Raw genomic sequence first — 14670 nt, forward strand, 5'->3', positions numbered from 1 at the left:
CCCTCTTTTATTGAATGAACCCTACACTTACGGTGTCCAGACTGCCTTCATTGATGAGGATAAAGCTGCCGTTGTCCCTGTTTTCCGTGTAAGGATCATAATGGATGGGTTTGCTCAATTTGAAATTAACTTTGCCAATATCATTCAATTGGAGTCTGTCTGCTGGAATTTCTCCACTGAAATCCGTTTGGATGAGATGTTCGATGCTCTGAACTTTTGCAAGGACGCTATTGACGCCATGTTGGAGGATAAGCTTGCTGCCCACCTGTAAGGAGGTATGGTTCACTTGGCAAATGATTGCTGAAAGCTCCTTTGCCGACTGTGGCAACTCAGTTGATTTGACCAACATGTCCCCTCTGCTCACATTGACCTCATTTTCCAGCGTAATGGTGACGGAGCTCCCCGGCTGGGCCACTTCATAGGTTTGGTCAAAGAAGTGAATGGATTTGATTCTGGTTTTGGTAAATGAAGGCAATACTGTTACCTCATCGCCCACAGCAAATGGCCCCCCATGTAATTTTCCGGAAAAACCCCTGAAATCATGGTACTGGTCAGTTTTTGGCCGGATGACATACTGGACAGCAAATCTTGCGGCAGTGTTTTCCTTCAGATCCTGAGGTTCCAAAACCTCCATGTGATCCAATAAGGTGTTGCCCACATACCAGGGCATGTTTTCCGACTTGCCGGCAATATTGTCACCCTTCAGTGCGCTGACAGGAATAAAGGTCACCTGCTCGAAGCTGTAATTGCTTTTTTCGATCAGGGCTTCAAAATCGCCTTTGATATTAAGGTAAGTGTCTTCGTCAAAATCCACCAAGTCCATTTTGTTGATGGCTACCACGACATGATTTACACGAAGCAGGTTGTTAATGAAAAAGTGTCTATAAGTCTGCTCGATCACCCCTTTTCTGGCGTCCACCAGGATGATGGCCACTTGGGATGTACTTGCTCCGGTCACCATGTTGCGGGTGTACTCCACATGTCCGGGTGTATCTGCAATGATATAATTTGTCTTTTCGGTGGAGAAATAGATATGCGCCACATCAATGGTGATGCCCTGTTCCCTTTCAGCCACCAGCCCGTCGGTGGCCAGGGAGAAGTCCAGGAAATCAAATCCTTTTTGCTTTGAATTTCTTTCGATTGCCTCAAGCTTATCGTTGGTAAGGGATCGGGTGTCGTAGAGCAGCCTTCCGATCAGGGTGCTTTTTCCATCGTCCACAGATCCCGCGGTTGCTATTTTGATGAGTTTTCTATTGTCGGACATAGTGAGTTCAATTTGAGTGATAAAGCCTGTGCTTTAAATGGTTTTATGGGGGGGAGATGATTAGAAATAACCGACCTTCTTTCGGTTTTCCATGGCTGCCTCAGATCGTTTGTCATCGATCCTGGCCCCTCTTTCGGAAATGGTGGAAGATTTGATCTCCTCAACCACGGTTTCCAATGTGTCGGCGGTGGAAAGTACAGCTGCCGTACAGGTCATGTCTCCCACAGTCCTGAACCGAACCATCTCCTCAAGCACTTCCTCGTGCGGCTCACGGTACACATGTTCATTGGCCGTCCAGATCATTCCGTCACGGATGAATATTTCTCTCTTATGTGCAAAATAGATGGAAGGGATCTTGATGTTTTCTGTTTTGATATATTCCCAAACGTCCAATTCTGTCCAATTGGAAATTGGAAACACCCGCACGTTCTGGCCTTGGTGGATCCTTCCGTTGAGCATGTCGAAGAGTTCGGGGCGCTGGTTTTTCTCGTCCCATTGGCCAAAATCGTCCCTGACAGAAAAGATCCTTTCCTTTGCCCTTGCCTTTTCCTCGTCCCTTCTGGCGCCACCAATGCAGGCGTCAAACTTGAATTCCTCAATGGCATCCAGCAGGGTAGTGGTCTGCAGGGTGTTACGGCTGGAATATCTGCCCTTTTCCTCCCTAACTTTTCCCTGGTCAATGCTGTCCTGAACCTTTCTCACTATAAGCTCAAGGCCCAATTCTTCCACCAGCTGGTCCCGGAATGCAATGGTTTCAGGGAAATTATGGCCGGTGTCCACATGCAAAAGCGGAAAAGGAATTCTTGCCGGATAAAAAGCCTTTTGAGCCAACCTCACCAAGGTGATGGAATCTTTTCCTCCCGAAAACAGCAGCACCGGTCTTTCAAACTGTGCGGCCACCTCCCTGATGATATGTATGGATTCTGCTTCTTTAGGATTCGGTATCAAAATGTTGCTCATGGTCAAAATTATTTAGTGTGTAATCCACATTCTTTACTGGAACTCTCCCACCACCATCTTCCGGCTCTGGGATCTTCATCTGGGCCGATGGCTCTGGTACAGGGAGCGCAGCCAATGCTGATGAAGCCTTTGTCGTGCAAAGGGTTATATGGTACTTTATGTGCTTCAATAAAGGTCAGCACCTCCTCAAAAGACCAGTCAAGCAAAGGGTTGTACTTGATGATCTGGTTGCTTTCATCCCATTCGATCTTGTTCATCTGACCCCTGTTTTGGTTCTGGGTAGCCCTCAAACCTGTTACCCAAACTTTCTGGCCTTTCAGTGCCCGCTTTAAAGGGGCGACTTTTCTGGCGTAGCAACAGGATTTCCTGTTTTCCGGAGAGGCATAAAAGCCGTTGATTCCTTGTTGGGCCACTAAGCTTTCCAGGTCCCTGCTTTCCGGATAATATACTTGGATCTTATTTCCATATTTAGCTTCTGTACGGGCCAGTAGATCCAAAGTCTCCGGAAACAGCCTTCCCGTGTCCAAGGTGAAAATATGTATTGGAAGATTCTCTTTTGCAATTAAATGCGTAAGCACCTGATCTTCTTGGCCAAGTGAAGTCGAAAACACCACACCTTGGGGAAAAAGGGAGGCAACCTCCCGCAGGCCATCCCCTGGGGAAAGACTTGTAAGGGCGGTATTGAGTTTGGCTACTGTGCTTTTCATATTCCTTTGGCTTTCGGTTGTGGTTATGCTTTTACTTTCACCTTAGTCATCTTTTCCCATGCTCTTTCATGTAGATAATAGAGCAATATTTTGCTTACTACTTCAACTGAACCAATGGAAAGTGCCATGGTGATTTGGCCGGTGACAAAGTATGAAATGACGATGGTGTCAATGGTTCCCACTGTCCTCCAGGAGACAGACTTCACAAAACTTTTAAAGTTGCTGTCTTGTCCGGTGGTATCTACAAACCATTTTTTTATGGGCTGGTCCAAAATCATAGGTCAATGTCTAGGTGGAAAGACAAAAGTATATAAAACCTATAAAAAAAGTAGGGTAAGTAGGGAAAAAAATTCTTTACTCTTTTAAAATATCTTCTAAGTTTTTGTTGTCCAGAGTTTTAAGCATTTCGTCTCTTACCTTAATCATCACCTTGTGAATCCCGCAAGTAGCCTCATCTTTGCATTCCACACAGGTTTCATAATAATTGAGACTGGCACAGGGTACAAGCGCAATTGGGCCATCGAGCAGCCGGATAATTTTTGACAGGGGGATGTCTTTGGGTTCTTTGATAAGGTAATATCCTCCTCCCTTGCCTTTTTTGCTTCCCAATATTCCGGCTTTTTTCAGTTCTAGAAGGATGTTTTCCAGGAATTTGTGCGAGATGCCATAGGCTTCAGAAATTTCCTGTATCTGGACAGGGGTCCTCTCTTCCTTCTGCCCTAAGTGGGTAAGGGCGTGGAGCGCATATTTGGTTTTTTTGGAAAGCATACCCAAAAATAGGCTTTTTCATCTATCAATACATAAAAAAAGCCTTCCGGTTAGGGAAGGCTTTGTATGTTTAGATCTTAAAACAACCTGATACCCAATGATAGGATCAGCTGGTTCATCCTTTGGTCGGTTGGGAAACCTGCCACACTGTCGCTGGTGTTGCCCAATGGACCTTCATACTTCAAGTCCAAGATAAGGTTGGCTATGTCCAGACCTATACCCGCTTGATAACCTATGGTGTTGTTGTTATACTCCACCCCGTTACCATCAAAGCTCGAGCTAAGAAGGAAGGAAGCAACCGGACCGGCCTGCACACGGAACACATTGCCGAATTTCAAACCAAGCATCACCGGTACATCCAATCTGTTGAAAGTAGCCTCATAGCTAACAGGTCCTCCTGGTCCAGAGGTCTGCTCGATTTCCCCTCCAGTGTTGGTGTATAGCACCTCAGGCTGAATAAAGAAGGATCTGCCTCCCAATCTAACAAAACCACCTAGATGGTACCCTAGCCTATTGGAACCAGATGAATAACCATCTCCGTTCACACTAATGTTCCCTTGGCTTACTCCGACTTTTGGTCCGATGGAGAAATCCTGCGCCTGCGTGCTCGCCGCAAAGAAAAGGCAAAATGCTGCAATTAATAACTTTTTCATGTTGTAAAGTTTTTTAGTGTCAAATAATTAAGTGTAGTTGGTTTTAAAGTCCTTAGTTGTGGCTAATAGACCAGTTTCCATTTTCGAATAAAGCAAAAAGAGTGCTTGAAAGTTTAAATGGATTGAACGGAAAATGTTAAAAAAAGGATTTTAAAAATTGGAGGGAGTGGAATTTACCCAAAAAAGAAAGGGAACCGGTTTCCCAGTTCCCTTTTCCTTAAAGTTTTAATACGGATCACCCGCCTTCGCCTGGCTCTCCCAATAGACCTACCATGTTCAACAATACAAGGAGGATCACTACAGGACAAACGATTCGGATGAAGAAGATCCATGCTTTTCTGGCAAATCCCTGGAAAATAGGAGATCCCATGGCAAGTTCGTTTGCGTAAAGCTCGATCTTCTGCGCCCAGCCCGTGTAAAGGGCCAGCATCAAACAGATCACTACTACAGCCAAAGTTCCAAAGAAGAAGTCCATCATGTCGAAGAATCCAGACTTGACGATCCCGAAGAAGTTGACAGTCATTTCATGGAAGAAATTGCCTTCAATTGATGAAAGGGCTGAAGGGATGGACAAGGCCATAGCGGCAATACCAATCACCCAAGTGGCTTTCTTTCTAGACCATTTTTTCTCATCAATGAAATAGGAAACAGGTACTTCAAGCATGGAAATACTAGAGGTAAGCGCTGCTACCAAAAGCAAAAGGAAGAACAAAGCACCGATAAAATTTCCGCCTGGCATGGCATCAAATACCGCCGGCAATACCTCAAATACCAGAGCTGGCCCAGCTGCGGGATCCTTACCAGGAAGAAGGGCGAATAGCGCCGGGAAAATCATCAAACCACCCAAAAGAGCCACACCACTGTCCATACCTGCAATCCAACCGGATGACTGGATGATGTTGTTGTTTTTAGGCAAATAGGAACCATATGTGATCATAAGCCCCCAACCCACTGACATGGAAAAGAACGCCTGACCCAATGCGGCAAGGATGACCTCGCCGTTGATTTTAGAGAAGTCTGGAGAAAGGTAGTAGCTGATGCCTTCGCTAGCGCCTGGAAGGGTTACTGCACGTCCAGCGATGAAAAGGATGATCAAGAACAGGACAGGCATAAGGAATTTAGCCGCCTTTTCGATACCTCCCGAAATACCTCCCAATACAATTCCGATGGTCATCAAAAGAAACATGAAACAAAGCGGCACCACATACATGGGGGTGTCTTGAAACTCCTCAAAATTTACGGGAATATCGATAAGCTCCGTAAAGATGTAGCCAATAGTCCAACCTGCGATGACGGAATAGTAACTGAGTACACAGAAACAAACAAGGATACAAAGGGCACCGGCTGCTTGCCAGAATTTATTGCCCCCAGTAGAACGGATGGCGCCAACCGGGTTTTTGCCAGATTTTCTGCCTAATGCGATTTCATTGAGCAATAAAGGCAAGCCAATCAATAAAACGCAGATGATGTACATAAAAACAAAGGCTCCCCCACCATTCTCACCTGTAATGTAAGGAAACCTCCAGATATTGCCCAATCCAACTGCTGATCCGGCCGCTGCCATAATAAATCCAAAACTAGAGCCCCACTGGCCCCTACCTTGAGTATCCGTACTCGTTGCCATAAATGTTTATAAAATTTGTATTATTTTAAAATTGTCGATTTTTAAGAATTGGCTAATTTAAGTTGTTTTGCTAAAATACCAATTCCTTCTGCAAAACTTTTCGGCCTATAATCCAATTCTTTTTGGGCCTTGTCTAGGATTAATCCAGTTTTTGGTGGCCGCTTTGCCGTTTGTGTAAATGTATCACCGCTGACTTTTTCCATATAGCTTTTATCCAATTGGAAATGATCAGCAGTAACACACGCCATTTCATAGGGGGTTAGGAAGTCCGGGCCACAAATGTTGAAGATTCCCGAGGCCTTTTTCTCGATGATGGCCAAAATGCCCCCGCATAGATCTTCGACCAAAGTAGGCGACCTCCATTGATCTGATACCACTTTGATAGGTTTTTTGGCTTCTAGGTTTTCTTTCACCCATAAGATGATGTTAGACCTGCTACCACGATGCATGGTGCCGTATACAAGCACCGTTCTCACAATTGACCATAGCTTTAACCCTGACATTTGAGTCAGTTTTTCACCTTCCAATTTGGTCTGCCCGTAATAGTTTGCAGGGTTTGGTTTGTCGTTTTCGGAATAGGGACCGTTTTTCCCGTCAAAAATAAAATCGGTGGAAAGGAATATAAGATGGCACTCATGGTCTTTGCAAGCTTCCACAATGTTTTTGGTGCCGATGACATTTTGCAAATGGCACCCCACCCGGTCTTCCTCACACTGGTCGGCCTGTGTCATGGCAGCTGCATGGACCACTACCTCAGGTTTGAAGTTGTCAAAAACGTCATACACAGCTTCCTGATCGCTCACTTCCATGGAGGAGTAGGGACAGTTCCAATCCTGAGGCAGCCTGCTTTCCCCTCTGCCTGTAGCTAAAACCACATAGTTTTGGGCAAGCAAAAGGGCTATCAGTTTTTGTCCTAATAGCCCATTTGCGCCTGTTACCAGGACTTTTTTAGTCAATGTATTCAAAACCATAATCCCGGGTTATCCGCTCTTTCGAAATCTTCTCCACTTTCACCTTCATAAATACCGGCTCCCTAGGTTTGTCACCCGGTCCAGTGGGCTCAGCAGCAATTTTGTCCAATACCTCAAGGCCTTCCACCACTCTTCCGAATACGGTGTAGGCATCATCCAAATGGGGTGTGCCACCTACTGTGGTGTATTTTTCTATCTGCTGGGAGGTCAGTTTTTTGTCCAAATTGGTATTGAAGAACCTTTCCATTTCTTCCTTGTGGGATAGCATGAGTTTGTTTATCCCGTTAAAATCTCCAAATTCATACAGCTGGGTGTATTGTTCTCTTAAGTTACGGTTGCTTTCCAGTTGTGTATAACGCATGAAATTTTCCTGCAGACGCTTCATGTCAGTAGTCAGCTCCAACTGGTCGTACACCCTGCCTTGGACGATATAAAACTGGGTTCCGCTGGATCTTCTTTCCGGATTGATGTTGTCCCCTTGCCTAGCCGCTGCAATCATACCTTTGGAGTGTATGCGGTGCTTGTGGATCTCTGCTGGAATGGTGTACCATTGCTCTTCAGGCAGCTCTTCTTTCCCAAATACATCCCCACCTTGAATCATAAAGTTCTTGATTATGCGGTGGAATTCGGTGGAGTCGTAGCGCTGGTTTTCCGCAAGGGAAACGAAGTTTTCCTTGTGTCTAGGGGTGTCGTCAAACAAAACCGCGTACATGTTACCATGGCGTGTTTCGATGGTGACCAGATAATCCTTTTCAGTGGCACATGAAGCCACCATAAGGCCCAACAAGGCCAAAAACAATAAATTTTTTCTCATTATTTCTTTATTTCAGCCTTGATTTCCCGTAGGATGCGGTCTCCACCGGAATTGAGCACAGCATCCGCAAGCTCTATACCCAGCCTGTCAGCCTCCTTTTTAGGGCCTGATACATGGTGAATAATCCTTTCCTGGCCGTCCAGGCTGACAATCCCCCCTTTAAGTTGCACATCTTCTCCTTCCACCTCGGCAAGGGCAAAAACAGGAATGCTGCAACCGCCTTCAAGTACTCTTAAATAGCTTCTTTCGGCGTTCAATCGGTAACCGGTCTCTTCGTGGTGGCAAGCCAAAATGATTTTTTCCCTAATCTCCTTATCCAGGGTGTTGGCAGCTTCCACCGCGATACTTCCCTGGCCCACTGCTGGGGTAAACTCATCCAAGGATAATTCATGGCGGATCAGGTGGTCATATTCCATACGGTGTGCCCCGGCATAGGCCAACAACAAAGCATCACAGACTCCCGATTCCATTTTGGCGATTCTAGTCTGAAGATTTCCTCTGACTTCTACAGTTTTGATATGGGGATAATAATGTTTCAATGTCGCCACCCGTCTGGTTGAACTGGTGCCCAAAAGCAGTGGCTTGGAGCTGTCCTTGTAGTCAATGTCAGCACTGTGACTTAAAATGATGTCGTTAACTTTTTCCCTTTCGGTAAAAGCGATAATCTCAAATCCTTCAGGCAATGAGGACTGCATATCTTTGGCACTGTGAACGGCGATGTCGATTTTTCCGCTGGAAAGCTGGTCTTCCAATTCTTCCGTGAAAACGCCTTTGCTGCCGATTTTGGCGATAGAAACATCCAAGATCTGATCACCTTTGGTGTCAATGATGACAATTTCACTCTCAAGTCCAGTGTTTTTCAGTAAGTCAGCAATGTGGTAGGCCTGATATAGGGCCAATTTGCTGCCTCTGGTTCCGATTCTTACGGCTCGCATTATTCTTTGATTTTCCTTTTGTTGTTTTTTTTACCCACCGAATCCTCGATATATTCCACGATTTTTCCTGCAATGTTGATCCCGGTGGCCTTCTCGATGCCCTCAAGTCCCGGAGAGCTGTTTACCTCCAATATAAGAGGGCCTCGAGCTGACTGCAGCATGTCCACACCTGCAATGTCAAGTCCCAAGGCTTTGGCTGCACCTAGCGCAGCTAGTCTTTCTGCTTTGGACAGTTTGATCACCTCTGCTTTTCCGCCACGGTGGAGGTTTGAGCGGAATTCTCCCTCAGCCCCTTGTCGCTTCATGGCGCCAACCACTTTGCCATTCACAATGAATGCCCTAATATCTGCCCCCTTCGCTTCTTTAATGAATTCCTGGACTATTATTCTTGCTTTTAGTCCATGGAAAGCCTCAATTACCGACTGTCCGGCTTTTTTTGTTTCGGCAAGAACAACTCCCAGCCCTTGGGTTCCTTCCAAAAGTTTGATGATGAGTGGAGCGCCGCCCACGTGCTCGATAAGCTGTTTTTCGCCTCCTTTAGAAAAGTTGGTGAAAGCGGTTTTGGGCATGCCCAGGCCTGCCTTGGAAAGGATCTGTAAGCTTCTCAGCTTGTCGCGGCTGCGCACGATGGCCTGGGATTCTACGGCTGAGAATACCCCCATGAGCTCAAACTGGCGCACTACCGCCGTACCATAAAAGGTAACAGAAGCCCCGATACGTGGAATAATGGCATCAATCCCGTGAAGTTTTTCGCCTTTGTAAATAATGGAAGGACCTTCCTGCTCGATGATAAGATCGCATAGGGAGTGGTCCACAATAACTGCTTCATGTCCGGCTGCTACAATGGCTTGTTGAAGACGCTTGGTGGAATATAGGTGACTGTTTCTGGATAATATGGCGACTTTCATCGGGTTGTTTTTTTGAAATGATGAGAAAGGTTGACCTGATCTACGTCTACCAAAAACCGGCCCTTCAGGGTTTTTCTCCCAATAAGGATTGCGTTTCGCATTTTGGACCGGTCGGATAGGGTGAATTCAGCTTCAAATTCTTCGCCAAACATAAGCACTTTTGTGATGATTTTATACCTAATCTCGGCTTGTCCAAAAGAGTTTTTTACTTTCTTTTGGGTGTAGTTGCTGGTTTGGAAAGTTTCCCCGGTGTATTTGATGTGGCCTGGCGACAAAAGTCTGAATTCCAGCACCTTTTTTCCTTTGACGGTTTTCTCCTCCGCATATTCACTATGGATGCTACTGGTGTAGGCTCCTGTATCTACTTTTGCCGAAATTAGGTTTAGCCCCCATTTGGGTAATGTGATCTTTTCTCTTCTGCCGATGATTCTTTTTTGCTTCATAGATTTTTGTTTCGCAGCACCTTCGCAATAGAAAATGAAAGGTCAGTCATCAGGATTTTTGGACTGGCATTTCTTTCCAAATGGTAATGTGCATCATTCAAAAGCTGGTAGATGGCCAAGATTTTATTTTCCGTCATGGCCTTTAATGAAAAATTCTCAATAAAATCCTGGTCAGACGGGGGCGTTCTCATCAGATCGTCCAGCTGACTTCTTTTTAACAAGCTTTCCCGCAATACGTTTAGCCCGGTCAGCAATAAGGCCTTTTGTGCCTCCTTATCCGAGGCTGCATAAATGTCAGATTGGGAAAGGATCTCATTGATGTCCACCGAAAAACAATTCCGCATCCAGTTTCTGAACTTGGAGGTGTTTTCATCGGCTACTTGATCGGCCAGGAGGAAGGCCTCCCTCATGCTGCCATCTGCCAAAGGGGCAATCTGTGCAGCTGCCTCCGAAGAGGCAATGCCTGAATTGGTCAGGTGGGCCTTTATCTCCTCATCCCTAAATGCCCTAACCAATATCTTTTGGGTGCGGGAAAGGATAGTCGTCAAAAGTTTTTCCGGATGACTGGTCACCATCAGGAATAGCGTTTTTTCGGCTGGTTCCTCCAGTATTTTCAAAATAGCATTGGCCGCTGTCACGTGCATGTATTCCGGAGCCCAGATCAGCATGATCTTGTACCCGCCCTCAAAGGATTTCAGCGAAAGGGTCTTGATGATCTGCTTGGCAGCGGCTTTGGAAATGTTGAGCTGCTTGTTTTCAAATGCACTATGGTAATTCCAGTCCTGGATGTTTCCATAGGGCTGGTTTAGGGCAAAAGTCCTCCATGGTGACAGGATGTCCACTTTCTTTTTATTGCCGTCATCCCCCTCGCTGATGAGGTTTCCGGGTACGGGGAAAGTGAAACCTACATCCGGATGGATGAGCTTGGCCATTTTTTGGCACGAGCCGCATTCCCCACAGGCATCCTCCTCGCCCCTGTTTTCGCAGTTGACATAGGTGGCCAAGGCCAGGGCCATGCCCAGGTTGGCTGAACCCTCTGGCCCGTGAAACAACAGGGCGTGGGCTAAATGGTTGTTTTTGATCGCTGTGATTAACCTTTGCTTGGTTTCTTCCAAGCCGGGAATGGATGCAAATAACATGATTGAGGTTTAAATTCTAGGCTTCTTTGTCCCAAATGCGGTATGCCTTGGTCAGTTCAAATACCTTTTGCAATATAGCCTTTTCTGTGGCATCAAACTCAAGTTTTCTTCTTTCCATCACCTTGGTGGCCACTTCCTCGAATTTGCGGAACTGGAATGTGGTGAATCCCGCCGCCCCTCCCCAAGAGAAGGATGGGATGAAGTTTCTAGGAAAGCCATCTCCGAAAATGTTGGCGCCTACGCCGACCACCGTGCCGGTATTGAACATGGTGTTGATGCCGCATTTGGAGTGGTCGGCCATCATCAGGCCGCAAAACTGCTGCCCGGTGTTGCTGAACCCCCCCCGGGTGTAATCCCAAAGTTTGACGGTGGCGTAGTTATTTTTAAGATTGGAAGTATTGGTGTCGGCGCCCAGATTTACCCATTCGCCAAGCACGCTGTTGCCCATAAAACCGTCGTGGCCTTTGTTGCTGAAGCCGAAGATTACCGAGTTAGAAACTTCCCCGCCTACCTTGCTATAGGGGCCAATGGTGGTGTCCCCGCGCATTTTTGCGCCCATATTTACCGTGGCGTGCTCACAAAGTGCAAATGGCCCCTTGATGATGGAGCCTTCCTGGACCACGGCATTTCTGCCTATATAGATGGGACCGTCCTCAGCATTTAGGATGGCAGCCTTGATATTGGCACCTTCCTCAATGAAGATATTATCTGCCTCGTACGTTTTGGTGTGTGGGTCATTAATGTCAGCGGATATTTTCCCTTTGGTCACTACTTCAAAATCATTCCTGATTTCGGAGCCATTGTATTGAAAGATGTGCCAGGGCTTGTGAATGGCGGTAAATTCACCCTCATATTCTACTCGGTCCTTGTTTTTGGCGGCCTCCAATTGGAAGTCCTTGGGATTTACCTCATGAGTGGCTAAAAGTGTCTGCTCTTTCCAAAGAGCCTGACCTGGTCCGAGGCCTTTGATGGCCTCGAGGAGATTGGGGTTTGGGCAAAGAATGCCGTTGATGATAAGGGCAGGCTTATCATTATGATTGAATTTTTCCTGAAGGTAGTCCTGAGTGATGAAGCCGGTGGTAGCATTGAGGTGCTTTTCCCACTTTTCGGCGATGGTCAATATGCCCACCCGGATGTCGGCAATGGGCCTGGTGAAGGTAAAAGGTAACAAAGTGCCTCGGAAGGCAGGGTCATCAAATAAAATAATGTTTTCCATAAGCACAAAAATAAAAAAGTCTCCCGGAAAACAAGTTCCGGGAGACTTTTAAACTCTTTGAATAGCAGAAATTACTGCTTCTTGTATCTTCTGTTGAATTTCTCAACTCTACCAGCAGTATCCAAAAGCATTTTCTTACCAGTGTAGAAAGGGTGTGAGTTAGAGCTCACTTCAATCTTGTAAACTGGGTATTCGTTGCCGTCCTCGTAAGTGATTGTTTCGCTAGTCTCGATAGTAGACTTAGTCAAAAACATATATTCGCTAGAGGTATCGTAAAATACTACGTCTCTGTAGTTAGGATGAATGTCTTTTTTCATTGTATTACCTATTTATAAATCGCTCTTTTTCAAATTGAGGCACAAAGTTATCCTTTTTTATAAACCTGTCCAAATCTTTATCAATGAATTATTTATCACCAATGATTTAAAGCCCTAATTCGGTGGTGAAATTAAGAATTTTGCCTACATTTCAGGACTTTTTATTTTGGAATTATTTTCTTTACAGGCATTATGGACAGGTTTTTATTTTTCCTCATTGGTTTTGTGCTGATTTCTCAAGTTGTTTCCGCCCAGAGCGCTTATTTACCCTTTGATAGAGACAAATATCATCTAATCGAACGCTATGAAATCCGAAACGGGGAATTTAGCCCAGATTTCAACACCGGATTCAAGCCTTACCGCAGGGACCGGGTGGTAAAGTATCTGGATAGCCTCACCGTTCAAAACCAATCCTTGGGAAAAGTCGATGCCTTCAATCTCCAGTACTTGAGGGATGACAGCTGGGAGTTTTCCGGCCTACCCACCACGGAAAGCGAAAAACCCCTGTGGGGAATCTACAGAAAGCCTTCGGACTTTTACCATTACCGCGACCGCTTTTTTGACTTGCATGTCAATCCGGTGATCAGTCTTGGTGGGGGAGTGGAGAGGGGACAAGAAGACTTGCGATTCATCAATAGCCGGGGGATCGAGTTGCGGGGGAGTGTAGATCGAAAAATTGGTTTTTACACCTTCATGACCATGAACGAGGTGGTGTTTCCCACCTGGATGGATGCCTACACCCGTGAAAATGGGGCTGTGCCCGGAGAGGGTTTTTGGAAGTTTTATGAGCAAAACGGTTTCAGCTACTTTTCTGCACTGGGGCATCTGAGTTTTAACATTACCAAGCATGTTCAAGCCCAAGTCGGGCACGATAGAAATTTTGTGGGGGAAGGCAACCGTTCTTTGATTCTCTCTGATTTCTCGAATCCCTTCATGTTTTTCAAAATAAATACCAAAATCTGGAAGCTGGATTTCACCAACATGTGGGGGCAGATGACCGCAGATTTGGTTTATGACGGAAGGGGGCGGCCAACGGATGCGCGTTTTCCGCAGAAATGGTTTTCCCACCACCGGCTGGGTATCAACATAGGCAATAAATTTAATGTAGGCGTATTTGAGTCCGTGATGGCCAATTCATGGGATTGGAGTTATGCCAATCCCGTTATCTTTTACCGCTGGGTAGAGCATATGTTGGGCACGCCGGATAAGGTCATGTTGGGGACAGATTTCAAGTGGAACTTCTACCCAGCCATGCAGCTGTATGGTCAATTTGCGCTGGACGAGTTTGTATTCGGGGAGTTTTTTGGAATTGATGGTGAAAACAGCCGCAGGAATAAACATGGCGTACAGTTAGGCTACAAATATGTGGATGCCTTCAAAATTTCCAACTTGGATTTTCAGGTGGAGTACAATCAGGTGAGGCCCTACACTTACCAGGAAAAATTTGAATACGGGTCTTTCACCAATTACCGTACACCCCTTACCCACCCCCGCGGGGCTAATTTTCGGGAAGGATTGGCTATTGTGAGATATCAGCCCATGAACAGGCTGTTTTTGAATCTGACAGGCATGTATCAACTACACGGTTCAGACCCGAGTCCGGAGGTCAATTATGGAGGGGATGTGAATAAGAACCACAACATCACCAATGTGGAGCTCGGCCTTTTTGGCCACACCATTGGACAAGGGGTGAAGAACGAAATCTATATGGGGACCATGAGGGCCAGCTATATGTGGAAACACAATTTGTTTGTCGATTTGAGCCAGACTTTCCGGCAGCAGCAGATAGAAGGCCAGTCCAATTTGAGTACAAGTTTCACCCAAATGGGTATAAGGTTAAACTTTGGGCTGCGAGACCAATTTTTATAGGCCAAATGCTAAAAATTACCTGTAATCAGCAAATAATCCTTGAAAAACTTTCTGCACTGCCGATTGTTTGATATATTAGGTA

General features: G+C 45.8%; 16 protein-coding genes. 1 reads left to right on the forward strand and 15 read right to left on the reverse strand.

Annotated features, from left to right (window positions below; all coding sequences use genetic code 11):
• Positions 1-7 precede the first annotated feature (7 nt).
• From KIH41_RS13080 to KIH41_RS13150, 15 genes are all read right to left on the reverse strand, one after another.
• Positions 8-1264, reverse strand: coding sequence for a sulfate adenylyltransferase subunit 1 (locus KIH41_RS13080; RefSeq protein WP_214162661.1), 1257 nt, complete (start codon positions 1262-1264; stop codon positions 8-10).
• 60 nt (positions 1265-1324) lie between these two features.
• On the reverse strand, positions 1325-2224 hold the full coding sequence (cysD, locus tag KIH41_RS13085) for a sulfate adenylyltransferase subunit CysD (RefSeq protein WP_213944581.1): 900 nt from the start codon (positions 2222-2224) through the stop codon (positions 1325-1327).
• Between the two features lie 8 nt (positions 2225-2232).
• On the reverse strand, positions 2233-2958 hold the full coding sequence (locus KIH41_RS13090; RefSeq protein ID WP_317194952.1) for a phosphoadenylyl-sulfate reductase: 726 nt from the start codon (positions 2956-2958) through the stop codon (positions 2233-2235).
• The gene (locus KIH41_RS13095; protein WP_213944583.1) at positions 2955-3209 is read right to left on the reverse strand and encodes a DUF2061 domain-containing protein; all 255 of its coding nucleotides are present in this window, start codon (positions 3207-3209) and stop codon (positions 2955-2957) included. The genes KIH41_RS13090 and KIH41_RS13095 overlap by 4 nt, the downstream gene beginning before the upstream one ends.
• Positions 3210-3285: 76 nt before the next feature.
• A complete protein-coding gene (locus KIH41_RS13100; RefSeq protein ID WP_213944584.1) occupies positions 3286-3699 on the reverse strand; it encodes an RrF2 family transcriptional regulator in 414 nt (137 codons plus the stop codon).
• 77 nt (positions 3700-3776) lie between these two features.
• Positions 3777-4352 (reverse strand): porin family protein, encoded by a 576-nt coding sequence (locus KIH41_RS13105; RefSeq protein WP_213944585.1) that lies wholly within the window; start codon positions 4350-4352, stop codon positions 3777-3779.
• 235 nt (positions 4353-4587) lie between these two features.
• Positions 4588-5976, reverse strand: a complete 1389-nt coding sequence (locus KIH41_RS13110; RefSeq protein ID WP_213944586.1) for a sodium-dependent transporter — start codon at positions 5974-5976, stop codon at positions 4588-4590.
• 41 nt (positions 5977-6017) lie between these two features.
• The gene (locus KIH41_RS13115) at positions 6018-6947 is read right to left on the reverse strand and encodes an SDR family oxidoreductase (protein WP_214162663.1); all 930 of its coding nucleotides are present in this window, start codon (positions 6945-6947) and stop codon (positions 6018-6020) included.
• Positions 6925-7761, reverse strand: a complete 837-nt coding sequence (locus tag KIH41_RS13120; protein ID WP_214162664.1) for a peptidylprolyl isomerase — start codon at positions 7759-7761, stop codon at positions 6925-6927. Before KIH41_RS13120 ends, KIH41_RS13115 begins: the two co-directional genes overlap by 23 nt.
• A complete protein-coding gene (gene hemC, locus KIH41_RS13125; RefSeq protein ID WP_214162665.1) occupies positions 7761-8696 on the reverse strand; it encodes a hydroxymethylbilane synthase in 936 nt (311 codons plus the stop codon). The genes KIH41_RS13120 and hemC overlap by 1 nt, the downstream gene beginning before the upstream one ends.
• Positions 8696-9604 (reverse strand): 30S ribosomal protein S6--L-glutamate ligase, encoded by a 909-nt coding sequence (gene rimK / locus KIH41_RS13130; RefSeq protein ID WP_213944590.1) that lies wholly within the window; start codon positions 9602-9604, stop codon positions 8696-8698. The genes hemC and rimK overlap by 1 nt, the downstream gene beginning before the upstream one ends.
• A complete protein-coding gene (locus tag KIH41_RS13135) occupies positions 9601-10047 on the reverse strand; it encodes an ATP-dependent zinc protease family protein (protein ID WP_213944591.1) in 447 nt (148 codons plus the stop codon). Before KIH41_RS13135 ends, rimK begins: the two co-directional genes overlap by 4 nt.
• Positions 10044-11186 carry a DNA polymerase III subunit gene (locus KIH41_RS13140; RefSeq protein WP_214162666.1) on the reverse strand — a complete coding sequence of 381 codons (1143 nt, stop codon included), beginning with the start codon at positions 11184-11186 and terminating at the stop codon, positions 10044-10046. Before KIH41_RS13140 ends, KIH41_RS13135 begins: the two co-directional genes overlap by 4 nt.
• A 16-nt stretch (positions 11187-11202) precedes the next feature.
• Positions 11203-12402, reverse strand: a complete 1200-nt coding sequence (locus tag KIH41_RS13145; RefSeq protein WP_214162667.1) for a GlmU family protein — start codon at positions 12400-12402, stop codon at positions 11203-11205.
• A gap of 71 nt (positions 12403-12473) precedes the next feature.
• Entirely contained in the window at positions 12474-12719 is a 246-nt protein-coding gene (locus KIH41_RS13150) for a type B 50S ribosomal protein L31 (RefSeq protein ID WP_213944594.1), read from the reverse strand.
• Positions 12720-12911: 192 nt separating this feature from the next.
• Here KIH41_RS13150 and KIH41_RS13155 point away from each other — a divergent pair, with 192 nt between their 5' ends.
• Positions 12912-14588 (forward strand): hypothetical protein, encoded by a 1677-nt coding sequence (locus tag KIH41_RS13155; RefSeq protein ID WP_214162668.1) that lies wholly within the window; start codon positions 12912-12914, stop codon positions 14586-14588.
• The last annotated feature ends 82 nt before the right edge of the window (positions 14589-14670 follow it).

This window comes from Litoribacter ruber, from assembly GCF_018500185.1.
GTDB classification, from domain to species: domain Bacteria; phylum Bacteroidota; class Bacteroidia; order Cytophagales; family Cyclobacteriaceae; genus Litoribacter; species Litoribacter ruber.